This is a genomic window from Candidatus Amarolinea dominans, from assembly GCF_016704685.1.
GTDB lineage: Bacteria > Chloroflexota > Anaerolineae > SSC4 > Amarolineaceae > Amarolinea > Amarolinea dominans.
Window position 1 is genome coordinate 21068 of sequence record NZ_JADIZS010000026.1, and the last position, 22040, is coordinate 43107.

Here is a 22040-nt window from a genome sequence, read left to right on the forward strand (position 1 = left end):
GCTCAATGGATCAATTCAAGCAGACGACGCCAGCCTTGCCGCCATTGGAACGCGTGCTGTTGCCAGGTGCCGACGATGCCGTAGGGGACGAAGAGCACGAGTAGGATGTAGATGATGCCGATGACGAGCACCGAGGCCTGACCGAAGGTGTTGGAAAGCCAGTAGCCGAGCAGTTGCAGCACGCCGGCGCCCAGGGCGGGGCCGATCAGGGTGCCCACACCGCCAATGATGGTCATCAGTAAGGCGTCAATGGTGCGGTTGATGCCCAGCAGCGAGGGCGTGGCGCTGCTGTTGAGCATGACCTGTAGGAGTCCGGCCAGCGCGGCCATCAGCCCGGCCACGATGATGGCCAGCAGCTTGAAGACCGTGGTGTTGTAGCCGATCATCTGCGCACGGGCTTCGTTTTCGCGCACGGCCACGAACACCTTGCCGGTCGGCGAGTTGACGATGCGGCGCAGCGCCAGGTAGACCAGCACCAGCAGCAGCAGCGCCAGGTAATAGAAGCGCAGGCGCTCGTTGGTCGGGTCAATGAAGGCCGGCACAGCCATCCCGTGCAGCCCATCTTCCGCGCCCGTGTACGCGCGCAGGTCTGAACCGGAGGCCAGGATGGCGAAAAATTCGGCGAAGGCCAGGGTGGCCATGGCGAAATAGACCCCTTTGACCCGCAGCGAGACGATGCCCACGATCAGCCCCTGCACGATAGCCACCACGATGACCAGCAGCACGGCCAGGCCAAAGGGCCAGTGCAGGTGCTTGACCGCAATGCCGGCGGTGTAGGCCGCGGTGCCAAAGAACATGGCATGGCCGAATGAAAGAATGCCGGTGTAGCCCATCAAGATGTCGTAGCTCATGGCGTAGATCGCCATGATAAAAACCTCGATCAACAGGCTCTGCCAGAACTTGGAGCTGCCTTCGCCCACGGAGGTGCCGGTCAGCGCCGCCACCAGGTAGGGAAACAGCACCAACCCCGCCAATACCGCCGCCCCCGCGCCCCACTGCTTGATCTTCATGCTTTGATCCCTTGATCCCTTGATCCCTTGATCCCTTGATCCCTTGATCCCTTGATCCCGTCATTCCTTCTTTCCCAACAGGCCGCTTGGTTTGACCAGCAGGATCAGGGTCATGATGAGCACGGCCGAGGCGCGGGCAATGGTGGCGCCGGCCACATTGTCGCCGATGGCGCGGGCCAGGCCGAGCACCACCGCGCCCAGGGCTGTGCCAGGATAACTACCCATGCCGCCGATGACGACCGCGATGAAACCTTGCAACTGAAATTCCAGCCCCATGTCGGTGTAGACGCCCAGGAAGGGCGCCGCGATGACGCCGCCCAACGCCGCCAACGCCGCGCCGGCCGCAAAGACCAGCGTGAACACCTGGCGCACGTTGATACCGAGCGCCTGCACCATCTCCGCGTCCTGCACGCCCGCGCGGATGATCATGCCCAGGCGTGAGCGCTGCAGCACCAGGGCCACGATGAGGGCAATGGCAAGCCCCACGACGATGATGAACAAGCGATAGGTGGGAAACGGGCGCCCCAGCATGTCAATGCGGCTGCAATGGTTGACCGCCCAGTCGAGCAGGGTGGCGGCGCGGCAGTTCTGATCGAACAGCTCGGGTCGCGCCATGCTGAAGCCGGCCGGGCCCCACAGGGCGCGCACCACCTCGTTGAGCACGAAGGCCAGGCCCAGGGTCATCAACACCTGAAAGATCGGTCGCGCATAGAGCGGGCGGATCAGGCTCCATTCGATGAGCGCGCCGAGCAGCCCGCCGCTCAGCGTACCGATGACCAGAGCCAGGGCAAAGCGCCAGTTGCTGTCGAGGCCGATGATGGCCTGGCTCAGGGGCGCCTGTTGCCAGGTGATGAACAGCGCCAGGCCCAGCAAAATCAGCGGGCCGGCCCAGACCCCCGCGGAAGCCGGGCGAGACACCTGGTTCCGGGGCCTTTCACCGCCCACGGCCGCGCTTAGCCCAAAGAACGCGCCGCTCAGCACGCCGCCCAGCAGGCGCGCCAAGCTGGCCCCGCTCTCCCATTCACGCACGCTCAGCAGCGCCACCACTACGGCCAGGACCAGGCTGACGACCGCGATGCCCCGTTTCTTGAGGAAACCGGGTATCTTGACCAATGGCGCCACGAAAAGGCCGGCCAGCAGCCCAAGCAGCAGCGGCAGCCCGGTCAGCAGCACGCCGCTGCGATCGAAGAGGGTGTAGCCGATGTACGCGCCAATCATGAAAATGGAGCCATGCGCGAAGTTGAGAACATCCATCAGGCCGAAGATGAGCGAAAGGCCCGACGCGACCAGAAAGTAGAGCGCAGCCAGGGTCAAGCCACTGAGCACAATGTTGGTCAGCGTTGGCACGCCGCGGGTCTGCGCAATCACAGCCAGAACAGCAATCATCAGCAGCACCAACGCAACGGCGCCCCAAGAAACCCGGGTTCTCAGCGTCAAGTATTTCATGCCGGGCACCTCCTCTCAAGCTGTCATTTCAGGCAACGCCCAGGAAGCGCTGGATGAGCGCCTTGTCCTGCACCAGGTCGGCCATCAGGCCATGATGACCATTCTTGCCGTCGTCAATGATGTAGTAGCGGTCGCCCAACTGGCTGGCCATGGTGAAGTTCTGCTCCACCAGCAGCACCGTCAGATGATCGCTCAGACGCCGGATGGCTTCCATCATCTGCTCGATGATGACCGGCGCCAGGCCCTCGCTCGGCTCGTCAATCAACAGCAGGCGGTTTTCAGGCACCAGGGCGCGGGCAATGGAGAGCATCTGCTGCTGTCCGCCGGAGAGCTGCCCACCCTTGAGCTTGATCAGACGCTGCAAATCAGGAAACAGGCCAAAGATCAACTCAGCACGCCGCGCCAAGTCACCCTTGCGGCGCTCGGCCAGGCGCAGGTTCTCATCCACCGTCAGATCGCGGAAGATGGCGCGATGCTCCGGCACATAGCCTACGCCCAGGTTGGCAATATCGAACGGCTGCCAGCCCTCGATGGCCTGGCCGTCGAAGACGATGCGCCCGCTGCGCGGCGGGGTCAGGCCCATGATCGAGCGCAGAGTGGTCGTTTTGCCGGCCCCATTGCGTCCCAGCAGCACGGTGATGCTGCCCTCCGGCACCTCCAGGTCCACACCTTCCAGGATGTGAAACTGACCGATGAAGGTATGCACGGCGGAGACGCTGAGCAAGGGGGGGCCGTTTGCCTGGTTTGAGTTGGTTGCCATGTCCTGTCTCCAGACTCCAGAAACCGGGTTTCTCAGGCCGGTTTCTCGACATCCCGGTAAAGGCCGCCCAGGTACGCGTGCTGGACGACTTCGTTAGCGGCAATCGCGGCCGGGGTGCCGTCGGCCAAAATTTGGCCCTGGTGCATCACGGTGATGCGATCCGAGGCGCGCATCACCACGTCCATGCGGTGCTCAACCAGCAAGACGGTCTTCTGACCCTGCATACGAATGGCGTTGATGACCTCCATCAGATGCGGCACCTGTTCCGAGGCCATGCCGGCCGTTGGCTCATCCAGCAGCAGCACGGCCGGATCGGGCGCCAGGAGAATCGCCAGCTCCAGTTTGCGCTTGTCGCCATGCGGCAGGGTACGCGCCAGCACCTGCTCCTTGCCCCCCAGCGCCACCTGCTGAATCACCTCCCCGGCGCGCGCCACGTACTGCGGAAAATGACGCGCATCCCGCCATAGGGTCAGGTTATCGCGTCCCAGCGCCTGCACGGCCAGACGCACATTTTCAAGCACAGTCAGGTTGGGAAAGATGTTGGTGATCTGAAACGAACGCCCCAGGCCCAGGTGAACCATGCGATGCATCGGCACATGGGTGATGTCGCGTCCGCGGAAAAAGACCTGGCCGCTGGTGGGCTTGAGCGTGCCGCTGAGCAGGTTGAAGAAGGTGGTCTTGCCCGCGCCGTTCGGCCCGATGATCGAATGCAGCGATCCTGCCTGCACCTGCAGGCTGACCCCATCCACCGCCTTGAGACCACCGAAGTATTTGCTGACGTTACGCGTCTCCAGGATGATATTTTCCAGCATCGTAACCTCAGTTGGGGGGAGAGAGAGCAGAGATCAGAGAGCAGAGACCAGAGACCCACGTGGAAGGCGGTTGATTTGTGGTTGAAAGTGAGGGGTGAGACCGGAGGCCGGAGAACTTCCGCCTTCCACGAAACCCGATCTCCGATCTCCGATCTCCGATCCCTGATCTCTGTTCTACTGCGCGCAGCGCTTCAGCTCGGCTGGCACGGCGCAGGGCGGCGTGGTTTCGGCCGCGCTGTATTCCTTGATCAGCTCGATGTTCTTGAACTCAGGGTCATCGGCCTTGATGATCTTGACCAGGTACAGCGGCTGTAGGGCGACGTGGTCTTCCTTGCGGAAGGTGGTGGTGCCCTTGGGGCCTTCGAAGCTCAGGCCCTCGAGCGCGGGAATCATCTTCTCGGCCGTTGCGTCGCCGCCGGTCTTTTCCAGGGCTGCCACGATGGCCTGCGCCGCGCTGAAGCCACCCTCGGTGAAGAGGTCGGGCGGGCTGTTGAAGCGCTTCATGTGTTCGGCCACCAGCCAATCGTTGGCCGCGGTCTTGGGCAGCGTATAATGGTAGACGTTGACGCCGACAACGCCAATGGCGCCGCTATAGACGGCCTTGAAGGTGGCGTTGTCGCCCACGCCGGTGGCCACGGTCATGCTGTCGAAGACGCCGGCATCGGTCATCTGCTGGAACAGCGGCAGGAAGCTGGCGCCGGCCCAGGTCACGATCAGAACCTTCGCCTTCGCGGCCAACACCTGGTTGATGTAGGACGAGAAATCGGTGGCATCGGCCGGGATGAAGATGGAGCCAACGCCTTCGGCCGTATCGTTGGCGGTGAACTGGCCGCCCTTGGCCTTGACCACCGCGTAGAAGCCGGCCGCCGAGCCGCGACCAAACGCATTATCGGGCGCAATCTGCACGAAAGGCCCCTTGTACTGCTCCACCAACGCGCCGCCCATCGTCAGCGCGTCCTGCACGCTGGTGCGGCTGGTGCGGAAGGTGAACTCGTTGAAGTTGGCGCCGGTGATGGCCGGGCTGGCCGCGGGGTTGACCATGAGGATCTTCTTGTTAGCCTTGGCCACTTCCATGATGGCCAGGGTCACCGATGAACTGGGCGCGCCCTGCAGGAGGTCCACGCCATCCTTTTCGATCAGTTCACGCGCCATCGCCGCGCCGGTCTCAGCCTTGCCGCCGGTGTCCTTGATGATGACCTCGATTGGGCGGCCAGCCACCGTCATGGTGCCCTTGGTCGCGTATTCCAGGCCCAGTTGGAAACCGTTGACCTGCTGCGTGCCGTAGAGCACCAAGCCCGAAGCCTGGTCGGTCAGGACGCCAATCTTCAGGGGCGCGCCGGCGGTCGGTTCCGGAACCTTGGTGGGGTCCGGGGCTTTGGTCGGTTCAGGGACCTTCGTTGGTTCTGGGGCTTTGGTCGGTTCCGGGGCCGTCGTGGCGGCGGGGGCTGGTGTGGCGCGTCGCGCCGCCGCAAGCGGTCAACGCAACCATTAACGCAATCAACAAAATGGGCAGTAATCTCTTCACGATTTTCTTCTCCTATACGAATCATATTGATCCGGCCGGCACACGGTTTCCGGTCGGAAGGGCACACAATACAGCCCTCTACCCGCGGCTTTGCTTGCGCAAGAACCCGAGCAGGATGCTGTTGAACTCGGCCGGTCGTTCCCAGAAGGTGGCGTGACCGGCGTCACGGATCAGGTGCAGCTCTGCATTGGGGATGGCATCGGCGATCAATTGGGCAAATTCACGCGGCTTGAGCACGTCACGCTCACCCACCACCACGCAGGTGGGCGCCTTGATCTCTGACAGGCGCTCGGTCAGGTTTAAATCCAGAAAACAGGTGAGCAGACGAGCCACGGCCGGAAAATCTAGGCGCTGGTAACGATCATGCGCCTGCGCCAACGCGGCCGGATTGGCCCGCATCCAGGCGGGCGAGAAATTATAGGGCGTGGTGACATTGAAGAACAGATCAGGGTCACGGCGGGTGGCGGCATCGCGCCAGGCCGCAATGATGGTAGCCAGCGCACTGTCCACATGACTGGCGCTGTCGGCCACAAACAGGCTGAGGGTGCGCGCCGGGTAACGCAGGGCAAAGGTCAGGCTGATTTCCCCGCCGTATGAAATGCCGGCGATGTGCGCGCGCTGGATGCGCAGACGGTCGAGCAGGGCGGCCAGGTCATCCGCGTGTTGCTCAAAGGTGTAAGGCCCAGGCGGATGCGCCGATTGCCCCTGACCGCGACAATCGTACAGGAGCACACGAAAGTACGGCTTGAGCACCGGCACCTGGTTGAACCAGCTCGAAGTAGCGGCCAGGATGCCGTTGCTGAGGACAACGACCGGGGCGTTGTCCGCCCCATGCAGTTCATAATAGAAATCAATTCCGTTGACGTTCAAGGTCGGCATGGCGGTAGGTTGATCCTCAGACACCCGCTTTGTCTCACGAGTCGGGTTTCTTATTCGATAAACTGAACGACAGAGTCCACAAAAGCATCAGGCTGCTCGATCATGGGACAATGACCGCAGCCCCGAAAGACCTCGAGGTTGCCTGCGCCGGGAATACTCAGAAAAGTCACACGTGTCGCCTCTGCATCTACCATCATATCCTGATCGCCCCGAATTAGCAAAGTTGGCAGGTGGATATTCGGAAGCTGCGCCATCACGTTCCATTGAGCCAGGGCACGCGCCGGGCCGGTGAACGCGGCCGCTGGCATGGTCCGCGCATCATCCACCAGGCTCTGAAAGAAATCATTGGGCGGGTGGCCGGGCATCAGGCTGGCAAACGCCCGCACCAGCAGACCGCGATCGGTGCGCATCTGCACCAGGTAGGGGTATGCCTCCGCCGGCGTCACCACGCCCAGGGCCGGCGCGGTGTCAACCAGGATCAGGGAGCGCGGCCGCAACAGGTCGCTGACGATGCCCTCCAGGGCAATGGCGCCGCCAAAGGCATGAGCCACCAGGTGATAATCATCCAGACCCAGGGCTTCCACGAACTGCGCCAGGTCAGCGGCCAGGCGCGGGATGGTGTAAAATGCCTCGTCATCGTCCGCGCCGGGTCGCCGTGAGCGGCCGCTGCCGCGCTGATCGGGGGCGATCAAGCGCCAGGCGGCCGGCAAACGTGACATGACCGGCTGCCACCAGCGGCTGCTCGCCAGGCTGCCATGCACGAACAGCACGGTTTCGCCCGCGTCGGCTGGCCCCTGCTCAACATAATAAAGCTCGATGTCGGGCAAGGCAATCAGCGGCATGGCGAGCCATTCGGTTTCTGGCCGTCATGGAGCAGCACAGACAGCAAGGCCTCCGTATCCCGCAGGTCTTCGAACACCCAATCGGCGCCGGCCGCGGCCAGAGCATCCATGGGGTAAGGCCCTGTCGCCACGGCGACCGTGGCCGCGCCAATGGCCTGACCGCAGGCGATGTCCGCGGGCGTGTCGCCGATGACCACCACCGCTTTGCCGGTGAACGACTGGCCGGTGAGCGCCGCGGCCCGTTCCACGGCCAGCCGCGGCAGCACGTTGCGATCGCCGCTGTCGGAACCGTAGCCACCCAGGCGGAACTGCGCCGGGTTGATGCCCGCGCCGCGCAGTTTGACCGGAGCCGTGGTTTCCAGGTTGCCGGTGACGAGTCCCAGCAGCGCCTGGTTGCGCGCCACGGCTGGCTGCAGCGCGGCCAGCAGTTCCAACGCGCCCGGGCAGGGATCAAGACCGCGCTCGACAATCGTCTGCTGCAGGTAGATGGGCGCCAGGCGGCAGAATTCGGGCCAGCCGGCCATGATGTCCGCTTCGCTCAGGCCGGCCGGGGTGAGCGCCTCACGCACCGCACGCCAATCGGTGCTGCCGGCCAGGGGAATCACCTCGATCTCGCCGCTCATCCCGTAGGCGGCCTGCAGCGCTCGCGCCAGCGCCAGGCGCCCGGCGCCGCGCGAATTCACCAGCGTGCTGTCCACATCGAACAAAAGTAGTGACATTGATGTTCTGACCATTTTTCATCTTCAGGCCGCATCGGGTCGCGCCTTGAGTTCGTGCTTCAGGATCTTGCCCGCGCCTGAGAGCGGCATGGCGTCCAGGATCACCACGCGGCGCGGGGCCTTGAAACGGGCCAGGTTGGCCTGCATGAACGCCAGTAGTTCATCTGCCGTGGCCGCGGCGCCCGGCTTGAGCGTGACGAAAGCCCGGCCCACTTCGCCCCAGCGCTCATCGGGCACACCGATCACCGCGGCCAGGGCCACGGCCGGATGGCGGTAGAGCACCGCTTCGATCTCCGCCGGATAGACATTCTCGCCGCCGGAGATGAACAGATCTTTCTTGCGCCCCACGATGAAGAAATACCACTCGGCATCGTAGCGCGCCAGGTCGCCGGTGTGAAACCAACCTTCGACATCCAGCGCGGCCGCGCTGGCCGCCTCGTCGTTGAAATAGCCGGAGGCAAAAGACGGACCTTTCAAGACCAGCTCGCCCACCTGGTCCGGGCCAAGCGGCCGATTTTCGGCGTCAACGACGCGTGCGTCCACGTAGAAATTGGGGCGACCGATGCTGCCCGCCTTGCGGATGGCATCTTCGGGCGCCAGGGCAAAGACGCCAGGGCCAAATTCGGTCATGCCAAAGCCCTGCTTGAAACGCACCTGCTTCTCCGCGGTGTATTTCTCCACCAGGGGCACGGGCAGGGGCGCGCCCCCGCTGGTGCAAAAACGCAGGGAACTCAGATCGGCCGTGGCCCAGGTGGGCGCCTGCGTCAACAATTCGTACATTGTGGGTACGCCGGCAAAAACCGTCACCCGCTCCTGTTCGATCAAGCCGAGCACCTGCGCCGGGTCGAACTGCCGCGTCAAGACGGTGGCGCCGCCCAGGATGATCTGCGGCAGAGTATACACGAAAAGACCGCCGGTGTGAAACAGGGGAAAGACATTGAGAAAGATGTCGTGATGCTGCAGGTCATGAATGACCGTGTTGAGGGTGTTCCAGGCAATCTGGCGGTGGGTGATGCGCGCGCCTTTGGCATGGCCGGTGGTGCCGCCGGTGAAGATCAGCGCGGCTGTATCTTCCGGTTCTAACGCCGGACAGGTGACCGGTTCCGGCGCCGCCTGCGCGATGATGTCCGCATACGCCTGGCGAAACTGCTCAGGCGGCGCGCCATCGCAGGCGAGCGATTGAAATCGCGCCTGATGGGCGTCCCGCCGGGCGTCCACGCAGGTGGACGCAGTGTCGGTCGGCGCAGGCCGACCTTGCGGCGGAACGCCCGTTCGGCCCGAATTCATTCGGCTGTGGTCGGCGCCATCCAGGGGGATGAAGAAGCCCGGTTTCTCGGCGAGCGCGTCAGCCAGAGACGTCACCGTGTCGTGAAACTCGTCCGAATAGAACAGGATGCGCGGGGTGGTTTCCTGCACCACCGTCAACAGTTCGCGCCAGTGCAGGCGCCAGTTGAACGCGGTGTGGATGGCGCCCAGCTTGCCGCAGGCAAAGAAGATGTCGAGGTGTTCCACGCCGTCACGGGCGAGGACTCCCACCCGATCTCCCTTGCGCACGCCGGCCACGCTGCGCAGCCAATGGGCCACGTTGTTGGCGCGGACGTTCAATTCGGCGTAGGTCAGCCGCAAGGCCGGCGTCTTGCCGGCATCTACGATAGCGAGGCGCGCGGGCGAATAGATCGCCCGACGGCCCAAATAATCACCGATGACCATGGGCTATGGCTCCCCTGGGAAAAATCTCGAACCGCAAGCCGCCGAATAAATCCGGCGGTGCGATGGCAATCACTACTCCGTCCACGTGCTGACATAGATATAGCCGCTGTTGGCAAAGGCCAGGAAAAGGCGCTGTGGCCCGGCCGCGATGATACGCGGGTCATCGGTCGGCACGGTGCTGAGGCGACTCGGCGCCTGGCGCAGGACACCGGCCGCGTCCAGGCGCGCCAGCCAGACGCCGCCATTGCCGCCGGAGCCGCCCCAAATCACGTCGCAGTTGCCGCTGCTGCTGCAGGCCACATCAGGCACAGGCCAGGGCGCAACCTGGCTGACAATCGTCGTGGCCTGCACGGCGCCATCGGGCGCCAGGCGCGCCAGGCGCAGGTTGGTCGGCCCCGGATTAGGCGCGGGCGGCGGGTTCGGGTAATCCTGCCAAACTACCCACACCTGGCCGGTGACCGGGTTGAAGGTGGCGCGCGGCTTCTCTTGCGCGCCAGGGGCCGCATAGGTCACGGTGTTGGTCACAGACGCGGTCACGCCGCTGCCAAGCATCTGTTGGTAGATGTCGAACGCCTCTTCAGCGCCGGCGCCGCTGCGATCATCGCTCCAGAACAAGTAATGCTGGCCGGCATGGTAGGCCATCGTGGCGTACTGCTGGTAGCGCGGGGCCGGATCGTGCGGCGGCGCGCGGTCCGTGGTGACCACGAAGTTGCCGCCATCTTCCAGGCGCAGGGTGCCGAAAAGATAGCCCAGCCACTGGCCAAAAATCTCTTTGGCCGTTTCGGGCGGGCGCGGCGGAGTCATCCCCATGCGATAGCGGTGATCGTGCCAGATGATGAGGAACTGGTTGCTCTGCTCATCGTAGCTGATCACCGGCACCCACTGGCAATCCACCGCGTCGGCGATGACCAGCGGCGAGTCAATCAACTGCCCGTCGGCGCCCACGCGCTGCGCCTTGATGTCATAGCAGGTATCGAACCAGGTCGCGGATGTGGCCTGCGGGCTGACCTCCTGCCAGGCCACCAGGTATTCTTGCTGCTGTGGGTTGTAGACCACAAACGGCCACTGTGCATCCTGCGCCGTGCGGTTGATCTCGATGTCCATCGTGCCCAGCGGCGTCCCGTCCGGGCGCACCAGGCGACCGTAGATATCGCCGTTGTTTTCCAGCCCATAGCCCAAGGTCCACTCGCGGCCGGGGTCGTTGCGCTTATCCTGCCAGACGACCAGGAAACGGTCGTGCTGGCCGTCGTACGCGGCGTGCGGCTGAAAGCGCGCCCAGGTTGGAGTGCCGGGGTTGATCGCCGCCGGCGCCGGTGTGGCGCCAGGCGTCCAGGCGGAGGTCACAGTCGGCGTGGGGGTTGGCGTGGGCGACGGCATCATGGTCGGGGTTGATGTAGACGAAGGCGTCAATGTCGGCGTCAGGGTTGCCGTGGGCGATGGTGTGTGTGTCGGCGTTCGTGTCGGTGTGAGTGTCGGCGTGAATGTGAGCGTCCATGTCGGTGTGAGGGTCGGTGTCCGTGTCGGCGTTCGTGTCGGTGTGAGTGTCGGTGTGAGTGTCGGCGTCCGCGTCGGCGTGAGTGTCGGCGTTCGTGTCGGTGTGAGTGTCGGCGTCCGTGTCGGCGTTCGTGTCGGCGTCGGCGTGACCGTGGGCAGCGGCGTCCAGGTCGGCACAGGGGTGTGCGCAGGGCCGCCGTCCAGCACAAGCAGGAGCGGGAAAAAAGTCGTGGTGCGTACCGCGGGCGCGGTCACAGCCAGCGCCGCAACCAGCGCGCCCAGGCTCAAAATCGTCAGGTAAAGATTCCGTATGCTCAAGTTAGTGACCCGTCATTCGCCTAAGATGATGCCGGCGCCAGCTTCTGCGCCGCTCAGGTAAATCTGCGGCGTCAATCCGGTGCGGCGCGCCACCTCGCGCTGCAAGGCATCCACCACCGCGGGGACGCAGGCGTTGACGACCAGGCTGACGGTGCAGCCGCCAAAACCGGCGCCGGTGAGGCGCGCGCCCAGGCAGCCAGGCACGGCCCGGGCCACCTCCACCATCGTGTCGAGGACCGGATGGCTGACGGCGTAGAGATCGCGCAGGCTGGTGTGCGATTCGTCCATATCGCGACCAAAAGCCGTCACATCGCCCGCACGCAAGGCCGCCACGCTGTGCAGCACGCGTTCATTTTCTGCAACCACATGCCGGCAACGCTGCGCCACCAGGTCAGGCAACGCCGGCGCGCGGCGCTCGAACTCGGCCAGGCTGACATCACGCAACGCCGGCACGCCCAGGCGCCGCGCGCCTTCTTCACACTGGGCGCGGCGCTCATTGTAGGCGCTGTCCACCAAGCCGCGGCGCACCGTGCTATCGGCAATGACAAACTGCACCCCGGCCGGCAAGGGCACGGCCTCGAAACCGAGACTGCGGCAGTCAATGAGCAAGGCATGCCCGGCCTGGCCCAGCGATGAAATGTATTGATCCATGATCCCGCACTTGACGCCCACAAAGTCATTCTCGGCCTTCTGGCTCAAGAGCGCGGCCTGCACCGCGTCGAGCGTCAGGTTGCCCAGGGCGCGAAAGGCGGTCACCGTCGCCAGTTCGGTGGCGGCAGACGATGAAAGCCCGGAGCCGATCGGTACGTTGCCCTCCATCACCGCATCGAAACCGGTCAGTTCGAAGCCGGCGCCCTGCAATGCCCACGCCACCCCGCGTAGATAGTTGCCCCAGGGGCTTGTGGTCGTCAATTGCAGGTCGTCCAGGCTGAAGCGATCGTGCTGCTGGAAATTGAGCGAGAAGACATGCACCTGACGATCCGTGCGCGGCGCCAGGGCCAGGCGCACATCGCGGTCAATCGCCATAGGCAGCACAAAACCGTCGTTATAATCGGTGTGCTCGCCAATCAGGTTGACACGACCGGGCGCACGCACCAACCACATGGGCATGGCGCCAAACTGCGCGCTAAATGTGCGGCGCAGGGTTGCATGACGTGATGACACAGTTAGACCTCTTGCCATTGAACACGAGACAGGATGCGGCGGCTATTACGATGGCTATTGTACGCCGGGGCTTGCAGACTGGCAAGTACGGGTCACTTTTCTTTTCGCCCTGGTCAGGTATCATCGTCCTACCCAAATAGGTGGGTATGAACCACCCCGATAGTGACGTAACTTTTTGACAGGTAATCCATTTCTCGTTATGATGCTTGATGATGCTGCATCAAGGGTGCAACCCGCTCCGCCCCGGTCTTTCAACCGGCGCCAGCAGAGCGCGCAAGATGGATCGAAATCATTTGTGACATGAGAGAGGAGTATCACGGCATGACACGTGTTTTTGTGACCGGGATGGGGGCTTTGTCTGCACTGGGTAACGATGTGCCAACCTACTGGCAAAACCTATTGGCGGGCAAATCTGGCGCCGGCCCCATCATAGGCTTCGATGCCAGTGATCTGCCCGTCCGCATTGCCTGCGAGGTCAAGGACTTCGACGCCAGCCAGTTCATGGATCGCAAGACGGCCCGGCGCACCGCCCGCTCCATTCAACTGGCGGTGGCAGCGACGCGCCAGGCCCTGGCCGACGCCCACTTCGAAGTGACGCCGGAGAACAGCGAGCGCGTGGGCGTGCTGCTGAACACCGGGGGCGGCGGCATCACCGAGATGGAGCCAGGCACGATCGGTCTGATCGAAAAAGGCCCGCGTTCGGTCGGGCCGTTCCTGGTTCCCAACGTAATGTCCAACGCCGTCGCCTGCGTGGTCTCGATCGAATTTGGCGTGCGCGGCCCGGTCATGACCTCCACCGCGGCGTGCGCCAGCGGCAACTACGCGCTGATCGAGGGCTACAACCTGATCCAGCGCGATGAGGCCGATGTGGTGATTGCCGGCGGCAGCGAGGCGGCCATGTCGCGTCTGACGATGGCGGCCTTTGCCCGCATGGGGCCGCTTTCCTCACGCAATGATGACCCGGAACATGCCTGTCGCCCGTTCGACAAGGAGCGCGACGGGTTCGTGTGCGGCGAAGGCGCCGGGGTGATGATCCTGGAAAGCGAAGCACATGCGCGCGCACGCGGCGCGCAACTGCTGGCCGAAGTGCGCGGGGGCCGCATCACCGGCGATGGCTATCACATCACTGCGCCCGAACCGAGCGGCAACGGCGCCGCCCGCGCCATTCGCAACGCGATCAAGGCGGCCGGGCTGCAGCCGGAAGACATTGACCTGATCTATGCTCATGGCACCGGCACGACGCTCAACGATGCCGTGGAAACGACCGCAATCAAGAAAGCGTTGGGGCAACATGCCTACAGCGTGGCGGTGACAGCCACCAAATCCATGATCGGCCACACGCTGGGCGCGGCGGGCGCCTTGTCGGCCATTGGCGCGGTGCTCAGCCTGCATGAAGGCATCATTCCGCCCACCATGAACTACAGCGTGCCCGATCCTGAGTGTGATCTGGATTATGTGCCGGACGTGGCGCGCCAGAAAACCCTTCATCACGCGCTGGTCAACGCGTTTGGCTTCGGCGGCCAAAATGTCGTCGCCGTGCTCAGTCGGGTCAACGACTCCGAGATGACGGCTCCGAGATAATAACTCCTACGATAACAGTTCCTGGAATAGTGAAGAAACACGAAATCAACCCAGCGCACACAGAAACCCGTTTTCTTGCAGAAAACGGGTTTCTGACAGCATTGGCGCCACTGCTGGGCGCGGAGCGCGACGCGTTCGAGGCGACGTATGCGCAGCCGCCCACGATCGGGCTACGCGTCAATACGCTGAAGCTGGCGGCTGCTGCGCTCAGGGATCGCCTGACGCCGTTGGCACTGGCGCCCGTACCGTGGTGCGCGGCCGGTTTCTGCATAGACGCCAGCGCCGCATCTCCTGCGGATTTTAGCCTGGGAAAATCTCCACTGCACGCCGCCGGCCTCTACTACCTGCAAGAACCGAGCGCTATGGCGGTGGCCGAAGTGCTGGCGCCACAGCCCGGCGAACGGGTGCTCGACTTGTGCGCGGCGCCGGGCGGCAAATCCACGCACCTGGCCGCGTTGATGCAAAACCAGGGCCTGTTGGTCGCCAACGAAACCGTGCCAGGCCGGGCCGCCATTGTCGCCGAAAACCTGGAACGCTGGGGCGCACGCCATGCCATCATCACCAGCGAGACACCTGCACGCCTGGCAGCACGCTGGCCCGGCTTCTTCGATCGGGTCCTGGTTGATGCACCCTGTTCGGGCGAGGGGATGTTCCGACGCCTGCTGGCCGATGGTGCGCGCGTGGAATGGAGTGCAGGGCAGGTGGCCGGCTGTGCGCTGCGCCAGATGGATATCCTGGCCGCGGCCGCGCTTCTGCTGTGCCCCGGCGGAATCCTGGTCTACAGCACTTGCACCTTCAACCTGGACGAAAATGAACGAGTGATCGCACATTTTTTGCAGAGCCATTCCGATTTCGAGTTAGCCGCGCTGCCGGTCGTCCCCGGTTGGGCGCCCGGACTTGGTCCGCTGGCAGGGCAGCCCGGGGTCGCGCGGCTGTGGCCGCACCGCGTCGCCGGGGAAGGACACTTCCTGGCGCTCCTCCAGCGTCGCCCCACAACAGAGACACCTCCACCCACGCGGCGCGCGCTGAGCGCCGGCCGGCCAGGGCGTGCGGCCCAACGCGCTTGGGAAACCTTCTGCGCGGCCAATCTGGTGGCTGAGCCGCCGGGCACGTTGCTGCAAACCGGAACCTACCTGTACCAAGCGCCGGAGCCCACGCTTGATCTGGCGGGCTTGCGCGTGCTGCGACCGGGTTGGTGGTTGGGCGAAGTGCGCGGCGAGCGTCTGGAGCCGAGTCACGCCCTGGCCCTCGGCCTCACCCAGGCCGATTTCCAGCGCACGCTTGACCTGGAGCCAGATGACCCGGCCGTGATGGCCTATTTGCACGGCGAGGCGCTGACTGCGCCCGGTGCGGCCGGCTGGCTGGCGGTCTGTGTGGATTCTTTCCCGCTGGGCTGGGGCAAGCGCAGCGGAGGGACCGTGAAGAATCATTACCCCAAAGGGCTGCGGGTAACAGGCGCCAGCCACAAGTGACCTCACCGCGACCCCCTCTACGGATGGCCGCGCCCAACCCGGCTTGACGGCGGGACTGTTTGGACTACAATTCAAGTCAAGGGCTGCCCTGTGCGCCTCGCAACGCTGACCGATCAGGGGACCGGCGGGAAGCGAGAGGTCAGGAGACCGACCCGCACAAGGCAAAGGAGATGGGCTACGACACTTTCTGACAATCTGGCTGGGCTGTTGCGCAATGATATTTTGCTGACGGTTTTCTGCGCATGGCTGGCGGCGCAGCTCATCAAGGCCGCGATTGAGTTCTGGTTTACCCGGCGCATCACTTGGCGCGTCCTCTTTGGGATGGGCGGCATGCCCAGTTCCCATTCGGCCTCAGTCACTTCGCTCAGTACCGCCGTGGGCCTGCACGTCGGTTTCAACAGCGCGCTCTTTGCCGTGACCGCCATCCTGGCCGCGATTGTGATGACCGACGCCGCCGGGGTGCGCCGCGCGGCCGGTCGTCATGCCAGCGTTCTCAATTGGCTCCTGACCGATTTCCTGGAGGAGGAGCAAACCGACCAAACACCGCCCGAGCAGCCTTCCAACTTGCCGCCAGAGCAGCCTTCCAGCTTCGAGATGAACATTCCACTGCCGCTGCAGGAACTCCTGGGCCACACCCCGGTGCAGGTGGTGGTGGGCGGATTGTTGGGTATCGTGGCTGCCGTCGTCTACTACACCATCGCCATGTAGAACAACAGTCACTGCTGGCTCACACCAAGACACCAAGATGCCTTTTCTTCTTTGTATCTTGGCGTCTTTGGATGAAAACTCCTTTGGCTCACACCAAGACACGGAGACACAAAGGCTGATCTTCTTGCTGCAACCGGTTCTCCGCATCGTAGACCAGGGTGTAGGTCACGCCGCCCACTGTGCGCCCGGTCATGTTGCCGTTGCAGGACGGAATCAGCCACGAATTTCACTAATTTGCACGAATTCCAGGATCCTTTCGTGTCGATTCGTGCAATTCGTGGCCGAAAACCGGACCGATGGTCTCCTTGACCCGGCTGCCGTCGCCGTCGTACACGTAGCTTGCCGTGACGCCCCCGGTCATCGCAGTCAGCCGGTTCTCGGCATTACAGACCAGGGTGATGTATGATGGGGGCGCAATCTCTCTGTAAGTGCAGCGGCCACTAATCATCACCTATCGTGCCGGTCATGCGCCAGACAACATCGTTATCCAAAAAAAAGATCACCATAGGGAATACTCGATCACCTTTAAGATCGTAGCTGCAGACGTAATAGGTCAGTTCCAGTCTCGGCACATAGGTGGGTGGTTCACATCCATACTCATAACGCCCTAGTTTGGCTTTGACATCATCACGCGTGGATACCCCGCGTTCGAATGTCGAAAGGATAATCGGGAAGAAATCAGGAGCATACACGGGCCGATCTTGTATGCACAAACGGTTGTCCTTGATCTCGAAGTTCATACAGATATCCTGGATCGTTTCCGAGTCCAGGGGCGTGGTGTATTTCGACAAGTCTGGCATCCGCAACCTGGCAATCGAAATCGGTAGGGTGCATCCGCATGAGATCGCCAGCAACAATGCCAGGTTGACGATGAATAAACGCCTGCTCATGCCGTTCACTGTGGTTTCGCCAGCAGCCATCTGCTTGTTCATGGCGAACCTCGCATTCTTCCGTAGTTCGCTTCCATCTGCTGAAGCCTGCCGCGGCTGCCAGGGCCCAGTGGGCCGAGATCTCGTCTGAGCGTGTCACCCAATTCCACAGGGGATGTAATCAGGCCATAGGTGATCTGGTAACCGATCAATACCCCAGCCTCAGAAAGAACCCAGTCCTGCCAGCTGGTACCCCATCCGCTGTCCCAGTTGAGCTTGCTTTGCACTTGCTCGTGTATGAGATTGCCCCACTGAGATAGGGTGAAGTTCAGTTCGAAACTGATGGTATCTCCAGGTGTCGTCGTTTGGGCGATGTACCCCCAGATATGATACGGTTGGTTGTGCCTATCACGAAAGTTCGAATGGAAGCCAGTATCATGAAAGTAGACTGTGTTGCTTGGGCAATCGTGCGGTTCTCGACCGACGCCGGCACAGCCGCCGCCTCCCAATCCGAGCATGGTTGAGAGAGCTGGCGCTATCAGGCCGAAGGTTCCGTAAGCAGGCGATCCCGTGAATATCTTGCCCATTTCAGGCATGAAACGGTCCCAAGTTCGATAGAGGCCAGCCGCCACGTCAGAAATCACAGCCATTGCTTCGAGATCGTTGATCCCGCCCAAGTCAGCGACAATGCTCTTGGCAACACTGCGAACACCAGGCGCGCCAGGGCTGATCATATAGCGATGTTTGGTGGGATGCCAGGTGACTGCACAATCTGTGTCCACGCAGTGTGCGTGTCCTGTTGGGTCAACATAGGCGGTCGGTTGATTCCCGACGTAGCTGTATCTGTTGAGATTTTGCGGATTTTGGGGATTAGGCACGATCGTATCCGCGCTGATGAATCGCCCCAGCGCCGGGTCGTAGTATCTGGCGTTGTAGAAATACAACCCGCCCGCCACCTCGTCCAGCACCTGCCCGGTGAAGCGGCGCTTCGTCGGCGTCGCGCCGAAGGGCGTCCCGCGAGTCTCGCCCCACGGCTTGTACCACAACTCCGCCTCGCGCACACCGTTGGCGCCATTGGCCGTCACCGTCGTGCTGCCCAGGTGATCGCGCAACAGCCAGTACAACACCCCAGCCACGCGCTGACTATTGAAAAGGTGGGACATAAGATCAAACAATTCCTGGTTCGCGTCCGATGTCCTATATGCCCATTCCAACTACTCAATCAGTAGTTGTTCATAATCGCTGACACGAACGTATTGTTGAATGCAGGTTGATGAGCCACAGTGATCTGAAACGTTTGGTTGGAATACACTTCAGCGGCGCCCGCAAAGCTACTGGTCATATCTTGAAGTGCATGTTGTGCGCTCAGTACCCAGGTGGAGCCGCTGGGCAAGGCTAAATACGTGCGCGAGTCTACCACGCGGCCATTTTCCACAAAGATAACGCTGACCTGGGCCGAAACGCCGCTGATATTCTGAATGGAGAGAGTTGTATTCCAGTTGCTCGTCTGAAAATAGAACACTTGACTGATCACGGTTGAGGCGTAGTCGTAATAGAGGGTTACATTGTTGATGTAATCCCAGCGGAGATACCCTCTCTCGAAAAACTGGCAGTCGCCGTAGGTGCCAGGGCAATTGTTGCTACCTCGATTACCAATGGGCGAACCTGGCAACCCGTTCAGCTCATACCATTTGCTCTCCATCACGCCGGTAAGTTGATAGGGACCCTGGGTATTGTGGTTTTGATCACGGTAGCCCATCGGAATGGGGTCGCCGCTGCGCCACCACGGCTCGGTATGCCCAGATGGTTGGTTCCAGGGGTCAGTGTACCAAGGTCCCCGCCAGCCGTAAGGATCGAATACGATGCCATCCTCGCCACTGTATCGGGCTTCGAAGTGTAGATGGGCCGCCCCTGTACCCGTGTTGCTGCTGAGCGCAATCTGTTGCCCACGGATTACTTGAGTATTGTGGGCAATTCGGGAGTTGCGGTCAACGTGACCGTGCTTGGTAAAGTAGTCGTTCCCATGGTCAATCACAACAGCGAACCCCAGAATATCGCGCTGCAAGGCAGTCCCCGGTGCTGCGGCGGCGATTGCAGTGTTCAAGGGAAAGCCATAATCAATGGCCGGATGCATATCATAATAGACACGTCGTCCGCCAGCCGCACCACAGTTGGCTGCGTCTTGAAGAACCGTGTAATATCCGCAAACCTGTACGGTCCCTGACCAGAAACAATCAAAGCAGTTATTGGAACGCAACCCTCGTTCAGTGGTATAAGCCGCTATCTCGTCGTCGATGGTGTTATAGAGCACATCAGGATGAGTATGGTCAAAGTAAGACGTGATAGCAAAACGTCGCGCGCTTGGAAATGAAAAGCGAGGTTCACCTCCCTGAGATTGGGCCAGCCGTAGCGGTTGCACAGAGCAAATGACCACAGCAGCGGCCAACAAGCAGAAAACTGCGAGGCGTGTCCTGTGTTTCATTTTCGGAGACCTCCTACGGTATCACGCTCAAGGCGCGAGGCATTATTGGACTGTCGACTGCCAATTGCTGTAAGCTGCGATCGTCGACGTTAATCAGCCAGCCGTTTAGTTGGTTACCCATATTCGACATGAACGCCACCGCTGACCCATCTGGCGTCCAAACGGGTGACCAAGCCCCTTGACCATTGAGGTTGGTTAGCTGTCGCCATTCTTGCGTGTCCGCATCCACAACCCACAAGTTGCTGACCAACTTGTTTAGATTAAAGTCAGCTGATTCGTCATCCATATTCTCCCGTCGAACAACAAGGATCCGATGACCCTGGGGAGCCCAGGTCGGAAAGCTGTCAAACACTTCGTCTGGGCTGAGTTGCCACTGCTTGCCCGTCTGCACGTCAAGCACCCAAAGCGGTCCGTAGTTGTTGAATTGACCAACGATCTGATCCCAGATGTAAGCAATGAATTGTCCATCAGGGGACCAAGTGACAAGATCCGGCGTGGTGCCGGGTCTGGGTGAAGGAGCTAGTCCCTCGCGGAGCAAGTTGCCAGCTGTGTCGATGATCTTCAGTCTGTCACCCTGAATGATCGTGTAGGCAACGGCCTTCCCGTCTGGCGACACGGCGGCGTCGGTCACGGTTTCACCTTCGGGCGTGATCCTGCGGGCCTCGCCTGTGTCACTGTTCAGTATCTCCAAATGGTCGCCCATCAATAGCCATTGATTGGAATCTGGAAACCAGCCGCGGAACCAACCACCTCTCGCCTCTCCCACGGCTCTGCCCCCACTCACAGGAGCGATGATTACCAGTGACATGCCTTCAGTGTTGCACAGATGCAAAGCGACCTTCTGCCCATCAGGAGATGGGCGCATATCGCACAACTCGCCTGACCCTGTGTAGTCTTTGGAAATGAATACCGGCCTGAAGGTATTACCTCTAGCCGTGCTCATCTGTGGTCCAACGATGACGGTAGGCACGATAGGGGTTGGGCGCGGTGCTGGGGTGAAAATCTCGATAGGCTCGGCTGGCGGCGTCAAGTAGTCAGGACAAGGCGTCAGACTGATTGGATAGGGTGGCGTGGGATACCTGGCGCAGATCGCGGCGTCGGTTGGGTTAGGTGTCGGTGCAACTGCGGAAGGCAGCGGCGACTGGGGTTGCATCGGTAGTAGAGGAGGGCGTCTCGACGAGTCGCCGACAGGTCCGCAGGCGACTGCGAGCACGCCCAATACTATAACGCTGAATACCGCCAGCAGATGAACCAACGATGACAGGCGCGGCGCGAGCCGGCCGCGAGCAGAATGTCGAGAAGAGAGGGGAGAGAGAGTAGAACACCGGCGTAACATAACAACAGACTCCTTTCGTGCAGCAATCGAAACGGATGGGGTCAGGGACATTTTCCTGACTGCTGAAGGAGGTCGCGGGCGGGAGAGAGAACTCACGCCAGGGACTTCCGGCGGCGGGAGACGACTCGGAAGGCGGGGGACAGACTTGTGGCTGGTCACAGCATACGCGCGCGGCGCTCTGTCAAGAGGCAAAATTTGGGCGCAGCAATTCCGAATTGGGCGGACGATTGACCACAAGGAACGCATAGAACACAAAGCAACGGCAGAAGATTCGCAGATTGGCGGCGTCTTTGCGCTCTTTGTGTTCTATGTGGCAAAAATCCGCCCAGCTTTCTCTGCCACGAATTTCACCAATTTTCACGAATCGAGCTTCTGTCTTCGTGTCAATTCGTGCAATTCGTGGCGAAAGTCGGGCCGGCTTTCTCTGCCACGAATTTCACTAATTTGCACGGATTTTAGGACCCTTTCGTGTCAATTCGTGGCAAAGATCCGCCCCGCTTTCTCTGCCACGAATTTCACTAATTTGCACGAATCGAGCTTCTGCCTTCGTGTCAATTCGTGTAATTCGTGGCAAAAATCCGCCCAGCTTGCTGCTGCCAATCACCGCCTTGACCCGGTTGCCGTCCGCGTCATAGGTGTAGCTGGCCAGCACCGTGCTTCCCTGCTTCACCTGCTGCAGCCGGTTCTCCGCATCATAGACCAGGCTGTAGGTCACGCCGCCCACCGTGCGCCCGGTCATGTTGCCGTTGCAGTCGTAGCTGTAGGCGCTGCTGCCCGCCTGCTGCACCGCATGCGGCTTCGTCGCAGGCGTTCCCGTCCGGCAATTCCCCGGCGACGACGCACCGTACACAGTGCTCCCCACACTCGCTTTGCTCACCGTGCAATTCTCCCTGCGTGAATTGCAGACTTAGTT

The 22040-nt window shown here is 61.8% G+C and carries 20 protein-coding genes; 3 read left to right on the forward strand and 17 right to left on the reverse strand.

Annotated features, from left to right (window positions below; genetic code table 11):
* Positions 1–2: 2 nt before the first annotated feature.
* The 11 genes from IPF85_RS17550 to galK form a co-directional block, all read right to left on the reverse strand.
* Positions 3–1010 carry a branched-chain amino acid ABC transporter permease gene (locus IPF85_RS17550; protein WP_343409358.1) on the reverse strand — a complete coding sequence of 336 codons (1008 nt, stop codon included), beginning with the start codon at positions 1008–1010 and terminating at the stop codon, positions 3–5.
* Between the two features lie 60 nt (positions 1011–1070).
* Positions 1071–2456: a branched-chain amino acid ABC transporter permease gene (locus IPF85_RS17555; RefSeq protein ID WP_343409359.1), complete on the reverse strand. Its 1386-nt coding sequence runs from the start codon at positions 2454–2456 to the stop codon at positions 1071–1073.
* Between the two features lie 28 nt (positions 2457–2484).
* Complete coding sequence (locus tag IPF85_RS17560; RefSeq protein WP_343409360.1) at positions 2485–3216, reverse strand: ABC transporter ATP-binding protein; 732 nt, start codon at positions 3214–3216, stop codon at positions 2485–2487.
* Between the two features lie 32 nt (positions 3217–3248).
* Complete coding sequence (locus tag IPF85_RS17565; RefSeq protein WP_343409361.1) at positions 3249–4028, reverse strand: ABC transporter ATP-binding protein; 780 nt, start codon at positions 4026–4028, stop codon at positions 3249–3251.
* A gap of 174 nt (positions 4029–4202) precedes the next feature.
* On the reverse strand, positions 4203–5318 hold the full coding sequence (locus IPF85_RS17570; RefSeq protein ID WP_343409420.1) for a substrate-binding domain-containing protein: 1116 nt from the start codon (positions 5316–5318) through the stop codon (positions 4203–4205).
* Positions 5319–5631: 313 nt separating this feature from the next.
* On the reverse strand, positions 5632–6432 hold the full coding sequence (locus IPF85_RS17575) for an alpha/beta hydrolase (RefSeq protein WP_343409362.1): 801 nt from the start codon (positions 6430–6432) through the stop codon (positions 5632–5634).
* A 50-nt stretch (positions 6433–6482) separates the two neighbouring features.
* Complete coding sequence (locus IPF85_RS17580) at positions 6483–7274, reverse strand: alpha/beta hydrolase (protein ID WP_343409363.1); 792 nt, start codon at positions 7272–7274, stop codon at positions 6483–6485.
* On the reverse strand, positions 7265–7993 hold the full coding sequence (locus IPF85_RS17585; RefSeq protein WP_343409364.1) for an HAD hydrolase-like protein: 729 nt from the start codon (positions 7991–7993) through the stop codon (positions 7265–7267). The genes IPF85_RS17580 and IPF85_RS17585 overlap by 10 nt, the downstream gene beginning before the upstream one ends.
* A gap of 24 nt (positions 7994–8017) precedes the next feature.
* Entirely contained in the window at positions 8018–9703 is a 1686-nt protein-coding gene (locus tag IPF85_RS17590) for an AMP-binding protein (protein ID WP_343409365.1), read from the reverse strand.
* 72 nt (positions 9704–9775) lie between these two features.
* A complete protein-coding gene (locus IPF85_RS17595) occupies positions 9776–11515 on the reverse strand; it encodes a hypothetical protein (RefSeq protein WP_343409366.1) in 1740 nt (579 codons plus the stop codon).
* 12 nt (positions 11516–11527) lie between these two features.
* Complete coding sequence (gene galK, locus IPF85_RS17600; protein WP_343409367.1) at positions 11528–12679, reverse strand: galactokinase; 1152 nt, start codon at positions 12677–12679, stop codon at positions 11528–11530.
* A 321-nt stretch (positions 12680–13000) separates the two neighbouring features.
* Here galK and fabF point away from each other — a divergent pair, with 321 nt between their 5' ends.
* From fabF to IPF85_RS17615, 3 genes are all read left to right on the forward strand, one after another.
* Positions 13001–14260 (forward strand): beta-ketoacyl-ACP synthase II, encoded by a 1260-nt coding sequence (gene fabF, locus IPF85_RS17605; RefSeq protein WP_343409368.1) that lies wholly within the window; start codon positions 13001–13003, stop codon positions 14258–14260.
* A 29-nt stretch (positions 14261–14289) separates the two neighbouring features.
* Positions 14290–15732 carry an RsmB/NOP family class I SAM-dependent RNA methyltransferase gene (locus IPF85_RS17610; protein WP_343409369.1) on the forward strand — a complete coding sequence of 481 codons (1443 nt, stop codon included), beginning with the start codon at positions 14290–14292 and terminating at the stop codon, positions 15730–15732.
* Between the two features lie 207 nt (positions 15733–15939).
* Positions 15940–16440, forward strand: a complete 501-nt coding sequence (locus IPF85_RS17615) for a divergent PAP2 family protein (protein ID WP_343409370.1) — start codon at positions 15940–15942, stop codon at positions 16438–16440.
* 440 nt (positions 16441–16880) lie between these two features.
* Here the strand turns inward: IPF85_RS17615 and IPF85_RS17620 are convergent, their stop codons facing one another.
* From IPF85_RS17620 to IPF85_RS17645, 6 genes are all read right to left on the reverse strand, one after another.
* The gene (locus tag IPF85_RS17620; protein WP_343409371.1) at positions 16881–17372 is read right to left on the reverse strand and encodes a hypothetical protein; all 492 of its coding nucleotides are present in this window, start codon (positions 17370–17372) and stop codon (positions 16881–16883) included.
* Positions 17369–18523 (reverse strand): RHS repeat-associated core domain-containing protein, encoded by a 1155-nt coding sequence (locus IPF85_RS17625; protein ID WP_343409372.1) that lies wholly within the window; start codon positions 18521–18523, stop codon positions 17369–17371. The genes IPF85_RS17620 and IPF85_RS17625 overlap by 4 nt, the downstream gene beginning before the upstream one ends.
* A gap of 8 nt (positions 18524–18531) precedes the next feature.
* Positions 18532–19791 (reverse strand): M23 family metallopeptidase, encoded by a 1260-nt coding sequence (locus IPF85_RS17630; RefSeq protein WP_343409373.1) that lies wholly within the window; start codon positions 19789–19791, stop codon positions 18532–18534.
* Between the two features lie 13 nt (positions 19792–19804).
* The gene (locus IPF85_RS17635; RefSeq protein ID WP_343409374.1) at positions 19805–20656 is read right to left on the reverse strand and encodes a hypothetical protein; all 852 of its coding nucleotides are present in this window, start codon (positions 20654–20656) and stop codon (positions 19805–19807) included.
* 652 nt (positions 20657–21308) lie between these two features.
* On the reverse strand, positions 21309–21488 hold the full coding sequence (locus IPF85_RS17640) for a hypothetical protein (RefSeq protein WP_343409375.1): 180 nt from the start codon (positions 21486–21488) through the stop codon (positions 21309–21311).
* A gap of 78 nt (positions 21489–21566) precedes the next feature.
* Positions 21567–22004 (reverse strand): hypothetical protein, encoded by a 438-nt coding sequence (locus IPF85_RS17645; protein WP_343409376.1) that lies wholly within the window; start codon positions 22002–22004, stop codon positions 21567–21569.
* Between the last annotated feature and the right edge of the window lie 36 nt (positions 22005–22040).

Bases quoted from the DNA above. Each gene is read 5' to 3' on its own strand.
- IPF85_RS17590 (WP_343409365.1), bottom strand. From the start codon at position 9,703: ATGGTCATCGGTGATTATTTGGGCCGTCGGGCGATCTATTCGCCCGCG.
- IPF85_RS17565 (WP_343409361.1), bottom strand. From the start codon at position 4,028: ATGCTGGAAAATATCATCCTGGAGACGCGTAACGTCAGCAAATACTTC.
- IPF85_RS17585 (WP_343409364.1), bottom strand. From the start codon at position 7,993: ATGTCACTACTTTTGTTCGATGTGGACAGCACGCTGGTGAATTCGCGC.
- IPF85_RS17580 (WP_343409363.1), bottom strand. From the start codon at position 7,274: ATGCCGCTGATTGCCTTGCCCGACATCGAGCTTTATTATGTTGAGCAG.
- IPF85_RS17635 (WP_343409374.1), bottom strand. From the start codon at position 20,656: ATGCGCCCATCTCCTGATGGGCAGAAGGTCGCTTTGCATCTGTGCAAC.
- IPF85_RS17575 (WP_343409362.1), bottom strand. From the start codon at position 6,432: ATGCCGACCTTGAACGTCAACGGAATTGATTTCTATTATGAACTGCAT.
- IPF85_RS17560 (WP_343409360.1), bottom strand. From the start codon at position 3,216: ATGGCAACCAACTCAAACCAGGCAAACGGCCCCCCCTTGCTCAGCGTC.
- IPF85_RS17620 (WP_343409371.1), bottom strand. From the start codon at position 17,372: ATGAACAAGCAGATGGCTGCTGGCGAAACCACAGTGAACGGCATGAGC.
- fabF (WP_343409368.1), top strand. From the start codon at position 13,001: ATGACACGTGTTTTTGTGACCGGGATGGGGGCTTTGTCTGCACTGGGT.
- IPF85_RS17555 (WP_343409359.1), bottom strand. From the start codon at position 2,456: ATGAAATACTTGACGCTGAGAACCCGGGTTTCTTGGGGCGCCGTTGCG.
- IPF85_RS17630 (WP_343409373.1), bottom strand. From the start codon at position 19,791: ATGAAACACAGGACACGCCTCGCAGTTTTCTGCTTGTTGGCCGCTGCT.
- IPF85_RS17550 (WP_343409358.1), bottom strand. From the start codon at position 1,010: ATGAAGATCAAGCAGTGGGGCGCGGGGGCGGCGGTATTGGCGGGGTTG.